The organism is Pseudomonas sp. IT-93MI4, from assembly GCF_949767635.1.
GTDB classification, from domain to species: Bacteria; Pseudomonadota; Gammaproteobacteria; order Pseudomonadales; family Pseudomonadaceae; genus Aquipseudomonas; species Aquipseudomonas putida_A.
The window spans coordinates 203,559-219,864 of record NZ_CATKPP010000055.1 but is presented as its reverse complement, the minus strand read 5'-3'; the positions used below and the strand labels follow the sequence as shown (position 1 = coordinate 219,864).

Annotated in this window: 15 protein-coding genes; 1 reads left to right on the top strand and 14 read right to left on the bottom strand. The window is 60.4% G+C overall.

The window, feature by feature from the left end; translation table 11 throughout:
* Positions 1-432 precede the first annotated feature (432 nt).
* The gene (gene leuA, locus ACM6I7_RS22020) at positions 433-2,112 is read left to right on the top strand and encodes a 2-isopropylmalate synthase (RefSeq protein ID WP_027612129.1); all 1,680 of its coding nucleotides are present in this window, start codon (positions 433-435) and stop codon (positions 2,110-2,112) included.
* Between the two features lie 154 nt (positions 2,113-2,266).
* On the opposite strand, the gene ACM6I7_RS22015 is transcribed toward leuA, so the two are convergent.
* The 14 genes from ACM6I7_RS22015 to hscA all read right to left on the bottom strand — a co-directional run bounded on the left by ACM6I7_RS22015 (position 2,267) and on the right by hscA (position 16,302).
* Positions 2,267-3,058, bottom strand: a complete 792-nt coding sequence (locus ACM6I7_RS22015) for an amidohydrolase (RefSeq protein ID WP_007964443.1) — start codon at positions 3,056-3,058, stop codon at positions 2,267-2,269.
* The gene (locus ACM6I7_RS22010; RefSeq protein ID WP_414889274.1) at positions 3,046-4,194 is read right to left on the bottom strand and encodes a pyridoxal phosphate-dependent aminotransferase; all 1,149 of its coding nucleotides are present in this window, start codon (positions 4,192-4,194) and stop codon (positions 3,046-3,048) included. Before ACM6I7_RS22010 ends, ACM6I7_RS22015 begins: the two co-directional genes overlap by 13 nt.
* A 237-nt stretch (positions 4,195-4,431) precedes the next feature.
* Positions 4,432-5,904 (bottom strand): ribosome biogenesis GTPase Der, encoded by a 1,473-nt coding sequence (gene der / locus ACM6I7_RS22005; protein WP_027612132.1) that lies wholly within the window; start codon positions 5,902-5,904, stop codon positions 4,432-4,434.
* A 212-nt stretch (positions 5,905-6,116) separates the two neighbouring features.
* Positions 6,117-7,268: an outer membrane protein assembly factor BamB gene (gene bamB / locus ACM6I7_RS22000; RefSeq protein WP_027612133.1), complete on the bottom strand. Its 1,152-nt coding sequence runs from the start codon at positions 7,266-7,268 to the stop codon at positions 6,117-6,119.
* Positions 7,261-7,902 (bottom strand): tetratricopeptide repeat protein, encoded by a 642-nt coding sequence (locus tag ACM6I7_RS21995; RefSeq protein ID WP_414889273.1) that lies wholly within the window; start codon positions 7,900-7,902, stop codon positions 7,261-7,263. The genes bamB and ACM6I7_RS21995 overlap by 8 nt, the downstream gene beginning before the upstream one ends.
* 41 nt (positions 7,903-7,943) lie before the next feature.
* Positions 7,944-9,233, bottom strand: coding sequence for a histidine--tRNA ligase (hisS, locus tag ACM6I7_RS21990; RefSeq protein ID WP_095136892.1), 1,290 nt, complete (start codon positions 9,231-9,233; stop codon positions 7,944-7,946).
* A 36-nt stretch (positions 9,234-9,269) separates the two neighbouring features.
* Positions 9,270-10,379, bottom strand: coding sequence for a flavodoxin-dependent (E)-4-hydroxy-3-methylbut-2-enyl-diphosphate synthase (ispG, locus tag ACM6I7_RS21985; protein ID WP_007964434.1), 1,110 nt, complete (start codon positions 10,377-10,379; stop codon positions 9,270-9,272).
* 3 nt (positions 10,380-10,382) lie between these two features.
* Positions 10,383-11,420 carry a RodZ domain-containing protein gene (locus ACM6I7_RS21980; RefSeq protein WP_414889272.1) on the bottom strand — a complete coding sequence of 346 codons (1,038 nt, stop codon included), beginning with the start codon at positions 11,418-11,420 and terminating at the stop codon, positions 10,383-10,385.
* On the bottom strand, positions 11,420-12,178 hold the full coding sequence (gene pilW, locus ACM6I7_RS21975; RefSeq protein WP_414889271.1) for a type IV pilus biogenesis/stability protein PilW: 759 nt from the start codon (positions 12,176-12,178) through the stop codon (positions 11,420-11,422). Before pilW ends, ACM6I7_RS21980 begins: the two co-directional genes overlap by 1 nt.
* Positions 12,179-12,190: 12 nt before the next feature.
* On the bottom strand, positions 12,191-13,339 hold the full coding sequence (gene rlmN, locus ACM6I7_RS21970; protein ID WP_003227893.1) for a 23S rRNA (adenine(2503)-C(2))-methyltransferase RlmN: 1,149 nt from the start codon (positions 13,337-13,339) through the stop codon (positions 12,191-12,193).
* 28 nt (positions 13,340-13,367) lie between these two features.
* On the bottom strand, positions 13,368-13,793 hold the full coding sequence (ndk, locus tag ACM6I7_RS21965; RefSeq protein ID WP_007964426.1) for a nucleoside-diphosphate kinase: 426 nt from the start codon (positions 13,791-13,793) through the stop codon (positions 13,368-13,370).
* A gap of 87 nt (positions 13,794-13,880) precedes the next feature.
* Complete coding sequence (gene iscX, locus ACM6I7_RS21960) at positions 13,881-14,081, bottom strand: Fe-S cluster assembly protein IscX (RefSeq protein ID WP_003227895.1); 201 nt, start codon at positions 14,079-14,081, stop codon at positions 13,881-13,883.
* Positions 14,082-14,095: 14 nt separating this feature from the next.
* Positions 14,096-14,437, bottom strand: a complete 342-nt coding sequence (fdx, locus tag ACM6I7_RS21955; RefSeq protein ID WP_003227897.1) for an ISC system 2Fe-2S type ferredoxin — start codon at positions 14,435-14,437, stop codon at positions 14,096-14,098.
* Positions 14,437-16,302, bottom strand: a complete 1,866-nt coding sequence (gene hscA / locus ACM6I7_RS21950; protein WP_414889270.1) for a Fe-S protein assembly chaperone HscA — start codon at positions 16,300-16,302, stop codon at positions 14,437-14,439. Before hscA ends, fdx begins: the two co-directional genes overlap by 1 nt.
* Between the last annotated feature and the right edge of the window lie 4 nt (positions 16,303-16,306).

Sequence of the window (16,306 nt, the reverse complement as noted above, 5' to 3'; positions counted from 1 at the left end):
GAGCAAGCCCCCTCCCACAAAGGATCTTTGAGCGACACACATCCAATGTGGGAGCGAGCCTGCTCGCGAAGACGACCCATCCCACACTGCAAACACCGCTGACACCCCACCAGTTTCAATTGCGCCCCAATCCAACCCCGCGCAAACATCAATAAGATCATCCGCCTGAAGCACAATAAAATCGCGCCGATCGCAGCTTTTCGAGTATTCCTCTCAATTTTTTTCGACTGCTTGCCATCCTCTCCCCTCGCGGTTAGGGTTGAAGCATGAAAACCTCTCACACCCTTATTCAGCTTCGCCAGCACCGCAGTCTGTGCCTCGTCAGCGCACGACTGCCGGGCTGAATCGCTGCGCCTCGTCCCAAGCTGTTCCCCGAACATTCGTTCCACCGGCAGGCCGCCTCTTTTCGGCCCAGACAATAAGGAATTCCCGATGAGCATGCTCAAAGACCCGTCTTCGAAATACCGCGCGTTCCCCGTCATCAATCTGCCGGATCGCACCTGGCCGTCGAAAACCATCGACGCCGCGCCGATCTGGTGCAGCTCCGACCTGCGGGACGGCAACCAGTCGCTGATCGAGCCGATGGACGCGGTGAAGAAGCTGCGCTTCTGGAAAACCCTCGTTCAGGTGGGTGTGAAGGAAATCGAAGCCTCGTTCCCGGCCGCTTCGCAAACCGACTTCGACTTCGTGCGTACCCTGATCGAAGAAGGTCACATCCCGGACGACACCACCATTCAGGTGCTGACCCAGGGCCGTGAAGACTTGATCGAGCGCACCTTCGAATCCCTGCGCGGGGCGAAGAAAGCCATCGTTCACCTGTACAACGCCACCTCGCCTTCCTTCCGTCGCATCGTCTTCAACCAGGACAAGGACGGCATCAAGGCCATCGCGGTCAACGCCGCCAAGCTGTTCGTCAAATACGCGGCGATGCAGCCGGACACCGAGTGGACTTTCGAATACTCCCCGGAAACCTTCAGCGCCACCGAGCTGGAGTTTGCCAAGGAAGTCTGTGACGCGGTGATCGAGGTCTGGAATCCGACGCCTGAGCACAAGATGATCCTCAACCTGCCGGCCACCGTCGAATGCGCAACGCCGAACGTCTACGCCGACCAGATCGAATGGTTCGGCCGCAACATCAACCGTCGTGACAGCGTGATCATCAGCCTGCACACCCACAACGACCGTGGCACCGGCGTCGCCGCCACCGAGTTGGGCCTGATGGCCGGCGCGGATCGCGTCGAAGGCTGCCTGTTCGGCAACGGCGAGCGCACCGGTAACGTCGACCTCGTCACCGTAGCCCTGAACATGTACACCCAAGGCGTTGACCCTGAGCTGGACTTCTCCGACATCGACGGCGTGCGCAAAGTCGTCGAAGAGTGCAACCAGATCCAGGTACACCCGCGTCACCCGTACGTCGGCGACCTGGTACACACCGCATTCTCCGGCTCGCACCAGGACGCGATCCGCAAGGGCTTCGCCCAGCAGAAACCGGACACCCTGTGGGAAGTGCCGTACCTGCCGATCGACCCGGCCGACATTGGCCGCAGCTACGAGGCGGTGATTCGTGTGAACAGCCAGTCGGGCAAGGGCGGTATCGCCTACTTGCTGGAGCAGGAATACGGCATCAGCCTGCCGCGTCGCATGCAGATCGAGTTCAGCCAGGTGGTGCAGCGTGAAACCGATCGCCTCGGCCTGGAAATGACCGCCAAGCAGATCCACTCGTTGTTGATCAGCGAATACCTGCAAGCCAACACCCCGTACGCGCTGGTTAGCCATCGCCTGCAGGAAGAAAACGGTAACAGCGCCGTCGAAGTGGAAGTGGCAAGCAAGGGTCAGGGCGAAACCAACCTGCACTGGCGCGGCAAGGGCAACGGTGCGCTGGAAGCACTGGTGGCCGGCCTGCCGATTCCGGTGGAGATCATGGACTACAACGAACACGCGATCGGCGCGGGCACCAACGCCAAGGCCGCCGCGTACATCGAGCTGCGCGTGAATGGCGAACGTGCGGTGCACGGCGTGGGTATCGATGAAAACATCACCACCGCCAGCTTCAAGGCGCTGTTCAGTGCGCTGAACCGCTCGTTGAGCCAGCCTGAGGCGAAAGCGGCGTAAGCCTTCGCTGACATGCAAAAGGCCCCGGAATGTAAGTTCCGGGGCCTTTTTTATGCCTGCTGGTTTTGTGTTGCCTGATCTGGCCTCTTCGCGAGCAAGCCCGCTCCCACAGGGTATTGCGCTCTACCTGTGGGAGCGAGCCTGCTCGCGAATATCAGGTGAACTCGAAGGTATCTGCATCCAGATTCGCCGGAAAGCGCTCGCGATACGCCGCCAATGGCGCGGCTTCCAGCACGACCTTGAACACCCCGTCCGCCTCCCCCGCCGCCAGCAACGTCTCGCCCTGAAAATCCAGCACCTGACTGTCGCCGGTATAGGCGAAGCCCTTGCCGTCGGTGCCGATCCGGTTCACTGCCGCCACGTAGCACAGGTTTTCAATCGCCCGCGCCGGCAACAAGCGGTTCCAGTGCAGACGCCGCGCACCCGGCCAGTTGGCGGTGTACAGCAGCAGATCGGTGTCCTGCGCGTCGCGACTCCACACCGGGAAACGCAGGTCGTAGCAAATCAGCGGCCGAATCCGCCAGCCCTTGAGTTCGAACTGCACCTGGCGCTCGCCGGGGGTGTAGTGGTTGTGCTCACCGGCCATGCGGAACAGGTGGCGCTTGTCGTAATGCCAGACTTCGCCGTCCGGGCGTGCCCACAGCAGGCGATTGCGATGGCTGCCGTCCGCCGCCTGAATGATCACGCTGCCGGTGATCACCGCATTCAGCTTCGCGGCCTGCGCCTTCATCCACTTGCTGGTCGGGCCATGCTCGGCTTCGGCGAGGGTTTCCGACTCCATGGAGAAGCCAGTGGTGAACATCTCCGGCAGGATGATCAGGTCGGCGCCTCGGGCCTGCTCCAGCAGCACCTCGAAGTGCTCGAGGTTGGCCTGACGATCATGCCAGGCCAGGCTGGTCTGGATCAGCGCCAGATTGAGATCGGGCAATGCACTCAGATCACGCATAGTTTTGCCGCTGCTTCGCGCAGCGTCTCCTCGCGTTTGGCGAAGCACAGGCGCACCAGGCGCTGGCCTTCGGGTGGATTCTGGTAGAACACCGACACCGGAATGCTCGCCACGCCGTGTTCGCGAGTCATCCAGATCGCCATGTCGACGTCGTTCAAGTCAGGGCGGATCTGCGAGTAGTCGACCAACTGGAAATACGTGCCGGTGACGCGGGTGAAGGTAAAGCGCGACGGCGCCAGCAAATCGCAGAACAGGTCGCGCTTGGCCTGATAGAAACCCGGAAGCTCTTCGACGTGTTCCGGGTGCTCGGCCATGTAATCGGCCAGGGCATATTGCAGCGGCGTGACACCGCAGAAACTGACGTACTGGTGCACTTTGCGCAGCTCGGCGGTCAGCGCCGGCGGTGCAACCACGTAACCGGTTTTCCAGCCGGTGACGTGGTAGGTCTTGCCGAACGAGCTGACCACGAAGGCGCGCTGATACAGCTCTTCGTGAGCCAACACACTGACATGCGGCACGCCGTCGAACACCAAGTGTTCGTACACCTCGTCGCTGATCAGATAGATGTCGCGACCACGGATCAACTCCGCCAGTTGATCCAGTTCGGCACGGCTGATCAGTGCACCGCTCGGGTTGTGCGGTGTGTTGATGACGATCATTTTCGTGCGCGGGCTGAGGGCCGCGGCGAGCTTGTCGAAATCGATGGAGAAATCGTGCAGGTTCAGTTGCACATGCACGCAGCGGCCGCCCGCCAACTGCGTCGCCGGTTCATAGCTGTCGTAGCACGGGTCGAACACGATGACTTCGTCGCCGCTGTGGATAACCGCCTGAATTGCACAGAAGATCGCCTGGGTCGCGCCCGGCGTTACGGTCACTTCGCTGTCGGCATCGACTTTCACGCCATAGCTGCGCGCGATTTTCGCCGCGATTTGCTCGCGCAGCGCCGGCAGGCCGGTCATCGGTGAATACTGGTTATGGCCGCTGGCGATATGCCGACCGACCGCGTCACGCAGGGACTGCGGGCCGTCGAAATCAGGAAAACCCTGGGACAGGTTGATCGCTCCGGTCTGCGCCGCGAGCTGAGACATCTGCGTGAAAATAGTGATGCCGACATTCGGCAGCTTACTGGTGATCATCGAGGGGTTCCCTGCTCTACACCCGGCTCTGACGGCGGCGCGGGAGAGCCCGAGAATAGCCCATCCGGCGCCCATAAAAAAAGGGCGCCCGACTGAGCACCCTTCTTTCATTTATACCGCAGCAACCTTGTGGCGAGGGGATTTATCCCCGATCGGCTGCGAAGCAGTCGCAAACCCTATGACAGGTATTTGGGGCCGCTTCGCAACCCGTCGGGGATAAATCCCCTCACCACAGGATCACTTCTTGTCGCGGCGTTTCTTGCTGGCTTTCTTGTTGTGCGACATCAAGCGACGCTTCTTGTTGACCTGGCGGTCGGTCAGCGTGTTCTTGTTGCCTTCGTACGGGTTCTCGCCACCTTTGAACTCGATGCGGATCGGCGTACCAACCAGCTTCAGCACACGGCGGTAAGTGTTCTCTAGATAGCGCACATACGACTTCGGCACTTTCTCGATCTGGTTACCGTGGATCACGATGATCGGCGGGTTGGCGCCACCCAGGTGAGCGTAACGCAGCTTGATCCGGCGGCTGTTGACCATCGGCGGCTGGTGCTCGCTGACCGCGTCTTCGAGAATTTGCGTCAGGCGGCTGGTCGGCCAGCGGGTGACCGCGGACTTGAACGAGTTCTGCACCGAGGCGTAGAGGTTGCCCACGCCAGTGCCGTGCAGCGCCGAGATGAAGTGAATGTCGGCGAAGTCGACGAAGAACAGCCGACGCTGCAGCTCGACCTTGACGAAGTCACGCTCGCTCGGGGTCATGCCGTCCCATTTGTTGATTGCGATCACCAGCGCACGGCCGGCTTCGAGGGCAAAGCCCAGCAGGTTGAGGTCGTGATCGACCACACCTTCGCGGGCGTCCATCACGAAGATCACCACGTTGGCGTCTTTGATCGCCTGCAGGGTTTTGACCACGGAGAATTTTTCGACTTCTTCGTGGATCTTGCCGCGCTTGCGCACACCGGCGGTGTCGATCAGCGTGTACTTCTCGTCGTTACGCTCGAACGGGATGTAGATACTGTCGCGGGTGGTGCCGGGCTGGTCGTAGACGATTACCCGGTCTTCACCGAGCATGCGGTTGACCAGGGTCGACTTGCCGACGTTCGGACGGCCGATGATGGCGATCTTGATCCCGTCTTTTTCGCTCGGGCCAGGAATGCGCTTGGCTTCCTCGCCTTCGGCAACGATCTCTTCCTCTTCGCCTTCCGCCGGTTCGTCATCATCACGCGGGAAATCGCTCAGTGCCGCTTCCAGCAGTTGAGTGATACCACGGCCGTGAGCACCGGCGATCGGGATCGCGTGGCCCATGCCCAGCGGGGCAAATTCAGCGCGGGCCATTTCCGGGTCGATGTTGTCGACCTTGTTGGCAACCACGTGGGAACGCTTGTTACGCTTGCGCAAGTGTTCGGCGATCATCTGGTCGGCGGCGGTGAAACCGGCCTTGGCATCTACCAGGAACAGCACAACATCCGCTTCTTCAATGGCCAGCAGCGACTGCTCGGCCATTTTTTCGTCCATACCGTGTTCGTCACCGGAGATACCGCCGGTGTCGATCAGAATGTAGGAACGCCCTTGCCACTTGGCCTCACCGTACTGGCGATCACGGGTCAGACCGGACAAGTCGCCGACGATGGCGTCGCGAGTCCTGGTCAGGCGGTTGAACAAGGTGGATTTGCCGACGTTCGGTCGGCCCACCAGGGCGATTACGGGAACCATGCGGCTCTCCACTTCGTTATTTCAGAAAATACAAAAGCCGCTGCGAGGCAGCGGCTGGTGCTCGGGGCAACACTGTGGGAGCGGGCTTGCTCGCGAAAAACCGTAGCAGCACCGCGTTTATTCAGGCTGTACGCGTCTTCGTTGACGCTCTTCGCGAGCAAGCCCGCTCCCACAAATGAAGCTGCCTGGGGCGTTAACCCCAAGCATAGTTGTTACTTGATGGTCAGGGCTTCCAGTTTGCCGCTGTTGCCATACACATAGATCGTGTTGCCCACCACCAGCGGACGGGCACGCAGGCCGTCACTGTCGATACGCTCACGACCCACAAAACGACCGTCCACCTGGCTCAACAGGTGCAGGTAACCTTCCAGGTCACCGACGGCTACGTAGCTGGAGAACACTTCCGGAGCCGACAGTTGGCGGCGAGCCAGCGAGTCGTTGCTCCACAGTGCAGTGGTCGAACGCTCGTCAACGCCTTCAACGGTGCCCGAAGACAGGCTCACGTAGACGTTGCCGAACCCTTGGGCGACACCGGCATAGCTCGACGCATCGCGCTGCCAGAGCTGGCGACCGCTTTGCAGATCGAGTGCCGCGACGCGGCCCTGATAGCTGGCAACGTACAGCGTTTCGCCGGACAGCAGCAGACCGCCGTCGATGTCGACCACGCGCTCCAGTTCCGAACGACCGGTTGGAATCGCGACCCGTTGTTCCCAGACCGGCACACCGTTGGAAATGTCCAGGGCAACGACTTTACCGGTCGACAAGCCAGCCACCGCGAGGCGGTTGGTCACGACGGGGGCGCTGGTGCCGCGCAGGGTCAGTACCGCAGGGGTGCTGTCGTAGGTCCAGCGACGGTCGCCGGTAGCAGCGTCCAGACCGATCAGACGATCGTCCTGCGTCTGTACCACTACGACGTCACCGTTGTTGGCCGGTGGCGCGAGGACTTCGCTGGATACCCGGGCGCGCCACTTCTCTTCGCCGTTGATGGCGTCGAGGGCAACGATTTCACCCTTGAGGGTACCGATCGTGACCAGGCCGTAACCTACGCCAACGGCGCCGGAGACAGGCAGTTCAAGATCCTTTTTCCACTTCACGTCGCCATTGCTGCGATCCATGGCCATCAGCACGCCGGTCACATCGGCCGCGTAGATGGTGTCACCATCGATCGCCGGCACCAGCATGTTGTAGGTTTCGCCCTGACCGTCACCGATCGAACGGCTCCACTGCTTTTGCAGAACCACTTCTTCTTTGAAGTCGGTCAGCTCGGCCGGTGGCAGTTCTTTTTTGCTGTTGCTGCTGCAACCCGCGGCCAGAATGGCCAGAGCCAGCAATGCTGCATGCTTCCAACGGATCACGTCACGCATCCCCTTTGGCCAGGTCGTCGAGCTTGATTTGAAGGCCACCGACTGCCGCTTCATCCGACAGTGCCGCCTTGGCTTTTTGATACGCGGTGTTCGCCTCGTCGGTACGACCCAACTGAACCAGCAGATCACCCTTGAGTTCTTCGCGAGTGGCCAGGAACGCCTTGTCGGCATCGCCGTCGAGCAGTTTCAGGGCTTCATCGGCCTTGTTCTGCGCACCCAGCACCTGCGCCAGACGCTGACGGGCGATTTCGCCCAGCGCCGGGTTGGCCGGTTTGGCAACGATGGCTTTGAGTTCAGTCGCAGCGTCGTCCAGCTTGCCGCTGTCGACCGCTACTTTGGCCACGAACAGGCTGCCGTACTGCGCGTACGCGGTGCCGCCGAATTCGCTGTTGAGCTTGCCGGCCAGATCCGCAAGGCGGGCAGCGTCAGGCTTGCCGTCCGGGGTCAGCGTGGTTTCCAGCAGTTGCTGATAGAGCACCGAGGCGCCTTGCGACTGGTTGCTCTGATACTTGTGAAAAGCCTGCCAGCCGAACACGATGACCAGCGCAAACAGGCCGCCGGTGACCAGAGGTTTGCCGTTGCGTGTCCACCAGTCCTTCAAATCCGCCAACTGTTCGTCTTCGGTACTCGACACCCCAATACTCCTTAATCGCTAAATCGGCTGTTTAGACAGCTTCAACCCTGCACGACGCAGGTGGCCAGGTGAGCGGCAAGCGCATCCCAGGCAATGCTTTGTTGTTCGCCCTGGCCACGCAGGGGTTTGAAACCTACCACTTGCTGGGCCATTTCGTCGTCACCCAGGATCAGTGCATACAGCGCACCGCTCTTGTCGGCTTTCTTGAACTGGCTTTTGAAGCTGCCGGCGCCGGCATTGACTTGCAGACGCAGGTTTGGAAGCTGGTCACGCACACGCTCGGCCAGGGCTAGACCGGCCAGTTCGGCCTCCTCGCCAAAGGCGCAGAGGTAAACGTCGACCTGACGGGAGATTTCTTCCGGGATCTGCTCCAGGGTTTCGAGCATCAACACCAGACGCTCGATGCCCATGGCGAAACCCACGCCGGCAGTCGGCTTGCCGCCCATCTGCTCGACCAGACCGTCGTAACGACCGCCCGCGCAGACAGTGCCCTGGGCGCCGAGCTTGTCGGTGACCCATTCGAATACGGTTTTGCTGTAGTAATCGAGGCCGCGCACCAGTTTCGGGTTGAGCACGTACGGGATGCCAACCGCGTCCAGACGCGCCTTCAGACCTTCGAAGTGCGCACGGGATTCGTCGTCCAGGTAGTCGGCCATCTTCGGCGCATCGACCAGTACCGCCTGAGTGTCGGCATTTTTGGTGTCGAGCACGCGCAGCGGGTTGGTTTTCAGGCGACGCTGGCTGTCTTCGTCGAGCTTGTCGTGGTGCGCCGAGAGGTACTCGACCAGCGCTTCACGATAGCGACCACGGGACTCGCTGGTGCCCAGGCTGTTGAGTTCGAGCTTGACCGCATCACGGATACCCAGCTCGCCCCACAGGCGCCAGGTCATGATGATCAGCTCGGCGTCGATGTCCGGACCGTCGAGGTTGAACACCTCCAGACCGATCTGGTGGAACTGGCGATAACGGCCTTTCTGCGGACGCTCGTGGCGGAACATCGGGCCGATGTACCAGAGTTTCTGCACCTGACCACCGCCGGTGATGCCGTGTTCGAGCACCGCACGCACGCACGCCGCTGTGCCTTCCGGGCGCAGGGTCAGAGAGTCGCCGTTGCGATCTTCGAAGGTGTACATCTCTTTTTCGACGATGTCGGTCACTTCACCGATCGAGCGTTTGAACAGCTCGGTGAATTCGACGATTGGCATGCGGATCTGCTTGTAACCGTAGTTATCCAGCAGACGCGCGACAGTGCCCTCGAAATAACGCCACAGCGGAGTCTGTTCGGGCAGGATGTCGTTCATGCCACGAATGGCTTGCAGAGACTTGCTCACTTTAAATCCTTAAATTCATTCGGCTTTCAGTCAGGCTCAGCCGCGCGCGATGACCGCTGCGTCAGCTTCGACCTTCTCGGCCGCTTTCTCGCGGATCAGCTTTTCCAGCTCGTCCACCAGATTGTCATTCGTCAGTTTCTGCGACGGCTTGCCGTCGATGTAAATCAGGTTTGGCGTGCCGCCGGTCAAGCCGATATGGGCTTCCTTGGCTTCGCCGGGGCCGTTGACCACGCAACCGATCACCGCGACATCCAGCGGCACCAGCAGGTCTTCAAGGCGCCCTTCCAGCTCGTTCATGGTCTTGACCACATCGAAGTTCTGCCGCGAGCAGCTCGGGCAGGCGATGAAGTTGATGCCACGGGAACGTAGATGCAAAGACTTGAGAATGTCGTAACCGACCTTCACTTCCTCGACCGGATCGGCCGCCAGCGAGATGCGGATAGTATCGCCAATCCCCTCGGCGAGCAGCATACCTAGGCCCACGGCGGATTTCACTGTGCCCGAACGCAAACCACCGGCTTCGGTGATGCCCAGGTGCAGCGGCTGGACGATTTCTTTCGCCAGCAGACGGTAGGCTTCAACGGCCATGAACACGTCGGAGGCTTTCACGCTGACCTTGAAGTCCTGGAAATTCAGGCGCTCGAGGTGCTCAACGTGACGCAGCGCGGACTCGACCAGTGCAGCCGGGGTCGGTTCGCCGTATTTCTTCTGCAGGTCTTTTTCCAGCGAGCCGGCGTTGACGCCGATACGAATCGGAATCCCGCGATCACGGGCGGCATCGACCACGGCACGCACCCGGTCTTCACGACCGATGTTGCCCGGGTTGATGCGCAGACAGTCCACACCCAGTTCGGCGACGCGCAGAGCGATCTTGTAGTCGAAGTGGATGTCGGCAACCAGCGGCACCTTGACCAGTTGCTTGATCCTGCCGAACGCCTCGGCGGCGTCCATGTCCGGTACCGAAACACGGACGATGTCGACGCCGGCGGCTTCCAGACGATTGATCTGGGCGACGGTGGCAGCCACATCATTGGTGTCGCTGTTGGTCATGCTCTGCACAGCGATGGGCGCATCGCCGCCAACAGGTACGTTACCGACCCAGATCTTGCGCGAAACGCGACGTTTGATTGGAGATTCGCCGTGCATGACTTATTGACCCAACTTCAGGCGAGCAGTCTCGCCACTGGTGAACGGAGCGATATCGACCGGTTGGCCGTTGTAGCTGACCTGTGCGGCGCGAGCCACACCCAGACGCACCGCCAGTGGCGGCTTGCCGGAAACCGAAACGCTGTCGCCTTTATGTTTCAGACCGCTGAACAGCACTTTGCCGCGACCATCGGTGACCTGTGCCCAGCAATCGGCGGTGAACTGCAGTTGCACCTGGCCATCGCCGGCCGCTGGGACAGCTGCTTCTGCGGTCGGCGCAGAGGTAGCCGCTACCACTGGTGCGGTGACCGTCGGCGCTGGTGTGGCCGGGGCATTCGGTGCCGGAGTCGCCGGAGCCGCCACAACCGGAGCCGGTGTATGAACCGGTGCGGCTGGCGTGGTTGCAGCCGGGGCGGCGGGTGCGGTGGCCGGAGAAACCGGCTCGGCACCGGTCGATTCAGCGGTGGTTTCCGCTTGTGGCAGTGCCAGAGCTGTCGCGCCCTCGGCCTGACCTTCGGCCACGGCCTGGTCTTCCGGCTCGTCGATCGGGTGAATCTGTGTGGTGCCGTCGGCGCCTTCGACTTCAACGTGCTCCGGGGCCAGGCTGGTCACGTCCTTGCTGCGCTGCGACGTCTGATCCTGCCACCAGACGAAACCGCCGCCGATGACCGCGATCAGCAACAGCAGGCTGACGATGCGCAAAATAGTGTGTGAAACCCGTACTGGCTCTTCGATACGGCCCAGCGCATGCACGTTGCTGCCCTGGGAGTCGGTACCGGTGGACTGGTCGAATTGCTGAACCAGAACGGTCTGGTCCATGCCAAGCAACTTGGCGTAAGCGCGAATGTAACCGCGAGCGAAGGTATGCCCTGGCAGCTTGTCGAAAGCGCCAGCTTCAAGATTGCTCAGGGAAGTCACGGTGAGGTTGAGCTTGAGGGCCACTTCGGCCAGCGACCAGCCATTGCTTTCGCGGGCCTGGCGCAAAGTCTCACCGGGATTAACGCGAGTCGCTGCTACAACTTCGGGATGCGCCGCTTTCATCATTGCTCCGACAGGTATTGCTGATATTCCGGCGTACCGGGATAGAGTCGTTTTAATTGCAGGCCATAACTGGCGGCCTTGTCGCGATCTTCAAACACTTTTGCCAGCCGAACGCCGAGCAATAGACTACGTGCATTTTGCTCGGTTAGCAGGCTGAAACGGTCGTAATAGTCACGCGCGGGCACATAATGCCTGTCTTCGAAGGACAACTCAGCCATTTCCAGCAAAGCGCGCGGTTGTTGACGGTTCAGCCGCAGGGCTTTTTCCAGTTGCTGCTGTGCCAGATCCCGCTGACCGAGTTTCGAGGCGGTCATGCCGAGGTTCTCGAAGACTCGCGAACGCTCAGGATACAGGGTATCGGCGGCTGCCTGATCAAAACGCTCGTAGGCTTCCTTGTAACGCTGTTCTTCGTAGAGAAAACTGCCGTAGTTATTGAGGATTCGTGCATCGGTGGGACGCGAGGACAGGGCTTTGCGAAAATGTTCGTCGGCCAGCTTCGGCTCCATTTCGGCCTGGAACACCAGGCCGAGGGCAGCGTTGGCATCAGGATCGGAGCCGTCCAGCTCCAGCGCCTTCTTCAGCGGCACCTTGGCGCGCTCGGTCATCCCTTGCTGCAAGTATCCCAGTCCCAGCTGCACGTAAGCGGCACGCGCTTCGTCGCGGCCCTTGCTGGTCTTCATCGGGTTGTAGTCACCCGACAGGACACAACCAGCACACAGGCTGGCCATCAGCAACAGCAGCGCAAAGCGCAGGGACATAGAGATCCTCTCTTAGTTAGTGTTCGCGGCGTTCTGTGCCAGATCGCTGTCGGCGCTCAACTCGCGCACGGCGATGTAACGTTCACTGCGACGGGTGCGATCCAGCACCTGCCCTACCAATTGACCACACGCAGCGTCGATGTCTTCACCACGGGTGGTGCGGACAGTGACGTTAAAGCCGGCCTGATGCAACTGATCCTGGAACCGACGAATGGCGTTGTTGCTCGGCCGCTCGTAACCGGAATGCGGGAACGGGTTGAACGGAATCAGGTTGATCTTGCACGGAATGTCTTTGAGCAGCTCGATCATTTCCACGGCGTGCTCAAGCTTGTCGTTGACGTCCTTGAGCAAGGTGTACTCGATGGTCAGCACACGTTTCTCGCCCAGGGCGGACATGTAGCGCTGGCACGACTCGAGCAGCATCTTAAGCGGATATTTCTTGTTGATCGGCACCAATTGGTTACGCAATGCGTCATTCGGTGCGTGCAGGGACAACGCCAGGGAGACGTCGATGTGCTTGGCCAGCTCATCGATCATCGGCACCACGCCCGAAGTGGACAGGGTCACGCGGCGCTTGGAGATCCCGTAGCCCAGGTCATCCATCATCAGATGCATGGCGGCCACGACGTTGTCGAAGTTCAGCAGCGGTTCGCCCATGCCCATCATCACCACGTTGGTGATGGCGCGGTCGATGGTGGCGGGAACACTGCCGAAGGATTTGTTGGCAATCCACACCTGACCGATGACTTCGGCGGCGGTGAGGTTGCTGTTGAAGCCTTGCTTGCCGGTGGAGCAGAAACTGCAGTCCAGGGCACAGCCTGCCTGGGACGAAACGCACAGAGTGCCGCGTTTGCCCTGGGGAATGTACACGGTCTCGACACAACTGCCGGACGCCACGCGCACCACCCACTTGCGGGTGCCGTCGCTGGAAATGTCCTCGCTGACCACTTCGGGACCACGGACCTCAGCAATAGCCTTGAGCTTGTCGCGCAAGGCCTTGCTGACGTTCGTCATGGCGTCGAAATCATCGACGCCAAAGTGGTGAATCCATTTCATTACCTGACCGGCACGGAAACGCTTCTCCCCGATTGAGTCGAAGAATTTTTCCATTTCCGGCTGGGTCAGACCCAGCAGGTTTGTTTTAACAGTCGATGTAGTCATGGATTCACCTTCACTCTTTAAGCAATGCTTAGCGAGTGGTTACTTCAGTAGCTGCGAAGAAGTACGAGATTTCGCGAGCAGCAGCGGCTTCGGAGTCCGAACCGTGAACGGCGTTGGCGTCGATCGACTCGGCGAAGTCAGCACGGATGGTGCCAGCAGCAGCTTCTTTAGGGTTGGTAGCGCCCATCAGCTCACGGTTCAGAGCGATAGCGTTTTCGCCTTCCAGTACCTGAACAACAACAGGACCGGAGATCATGAAAGCAACCAGGTCGCCGAAGAAACCGCGCTCTTTGTGCTCAGCGTAGAAGCCTTCAGCTTCGGCTTTGGACAGCTGCTTCAGTTTCGAAGCTACAACGCGCAGGCCTGCTTTTTCGAAACGAGTGGTGATCTCGCCGATGACGTTTTTTGCAACAGCGTCAGGCTTGATGATGGAGAAAGTACGTTGAACAGCCATGGTGTAACTCCAGAAACAGTAATTTGCGAAAAATTAAACCCGCGAATTATACGCGGGTTCTTGGGTATTGCCTAACCTGCGAGACGATCAGTCCAATTCTGCGGCCCAAAGCTCCTGAACCCTTTCCAACACCTTCTCGCCAACGCGGCCAGAGGTCTTATCGAAGTCAGGCAGCTCCTCGATCATATGCTGCAGACGGACGAAACCTACAGAGTACGGATCGAGCCCCTCATGGGTCTCGGCCAATTCTTCTGCAATGCGTTGAACATCATTCCAACCGTAGCTCATGACAGTCTTACCAGTCAGTGCGGCGCTTCGGCCGCATGGTTAAGCGAATATTTCGGAATCTCGACGGTGATGTCTTCTTCACCAACGATAGCCTGACAGGCCAGACGCGATTGCGCCTCCAGGCCCCAGGCACGATCGAGGAAGTCTTCTTCCAGCTCGTCCGCCTCTTCCAGCGAGTCGAAACCCTCGCGGATGATGCAGTGGCAAGTGGTGCAGGCGCAGACGCCGCCGCAGGCGCTTTCCATCTCGATGTGGTGTTCGTGGGCCAGATCGAGAATCGAAGTGCCGGGCTCGGCCTCGACCACCATGCCTTCAGGGCAGAACTTCTCGTGGGGCAGAAAAATGACCTGCGGCATCAGATATCCTCGATTTCATTCAGATTGCGCCCCGACAGAGCGGCTTTCACCGTCAGATCCATACGGCGGGCAGCAAAAGCATCGGTCACTTGCGACAGACGTTTGGTCTGCTGCTCGATGGCGTAACCATCGGTGCCTTTCATCAGTTCGGCCAGTTCCTGCATCTGCAGCTCGATGACCATGCGCTCTTCGGCGTCGAGCAAACGCTCGCCATCGGCCTCCAGAGCGCCCTGCACCGCTTCGATCAGGCGCTGGGCATCAACTTGCTGCTCGCGCAGGACACGGGCGACCTTGTCGTCATTGGCGTGCTGGAACGAGTCCTTGAGCATCTTGGCGATTTCACCGTCGGTCAGACCGTAGGACGGCTTGACCTGAATGCTCGCCTCGACGCCCGAACCCAGTTCGCGGGCCGAAACGCTGAGCAGGCCATCGGCATCGACCTGAAAGGTCACGCGAATCTTCGCCGCACCGGCCACCATCGCCGGAATGCCGCGCAGTTCGAAGCGTGCCAGGGAGCGGCAGTCGCTGATCAGCTCGCGCTCACCCTGCAGCACATGGATCGCCATGGCCGACTGGCCGTCTTTATAAGTAGTGAAGTCCTGCGCACGGGCGACCGGGATGGTGGTGTTGCGCGGAATCACCTTCTCCATCAGCCCGCCCATGGTTTCCAGCCCAAGGGACAGTGGAATCACGTCGAGCAGCAGCAGTTCGCCGCCATCACGCTTGTTGCCAGCCAGCGTATCCGCCTGGATCGCGGCCCCGATGGCCACCACTTGATCCGGGTCGATTTCCGTCAATGGCTGACGACCGAAGGCTTCGGCGACCGCTTCACGAACGCGCGGCACACGAGTCGAACCACCGACCATGACCACGGCATGCACGTCTTCCAGTTCGATACCGGAATCACGCACGGCGCGGCGGCAGGCTTTCAGGCTGCGAGCAACCATCGGCTCGATCAGCGCATCGAAGGCTTCGCGGGTCAGCTGCGCTTTCCAGTCACCGTAGGCGACTTCAACGCTGGCCGCGTCGGTCAGGGCTTCTTTGGCCGCACAGGCGGTTTGCAGCAGATTGCGCTGTGCGCCCGGGTCGAGATCGGCAGACAGGCCGGCGCTCTCGATAATCCAGCCGGCAATCGCGTGATCGAAGTCATCGCCGCCCAAGGCGCTGTCGCCGCCAGTGGCGAGCACTTCGAATACGCCGCCAGTCAGACGCAGAATCGAAATATCGAACGTACCGCCGCCCAAGTCGTAGATTGCGACCAGGCCTTCGGCGTGTTGATCCAGGCCATACGCCACGGCGGCAGCGGTCGGCTCGTTGAGCAGACGCAGCACATTCAGACCGGCGAGTTTCGCCGCATCCTTGGTGGCCTGGCGCTGAGCATCGTCGAAATACGCCGGAACGGTGATCACCGCACCGACCAGTTCGCCACCCAGGGTCGCTTCAGCACGCTGACGCAGGACCTTGAGGATATCGGCAGAGACTTCGACCGGGCTTTTCGGACCTTGTACGGTGTCGATGAACGGCATGTGCGATTCGCCGCCGACAAAGCGGTACGGCAGTTGATCGCCCAATTGCTTGACGTCGGACAAACCACGGCCCATCAGGCGCTTGACCGACAGCACAGTATTCAAGGGATCGGAGGACGCGGCCAGTTTGGCCGATTCGCCAACCTCGACGCGGTCGGCGTGATAACGCACGGCGGACGGCAGGATGACCTGCCCGTCAGCGTCGGCCAGTGGCTCGGAAAGACCACTGCGCAACGCAGCGACCAGCGAATTGGTAGTGCCCAAGTCGATTCCCACAGCCAGACGACGCTGGTGCGGTTGAGGACTTTGGCCGGGTTCGGCGATCTGCAGTAGGGCCATCGTG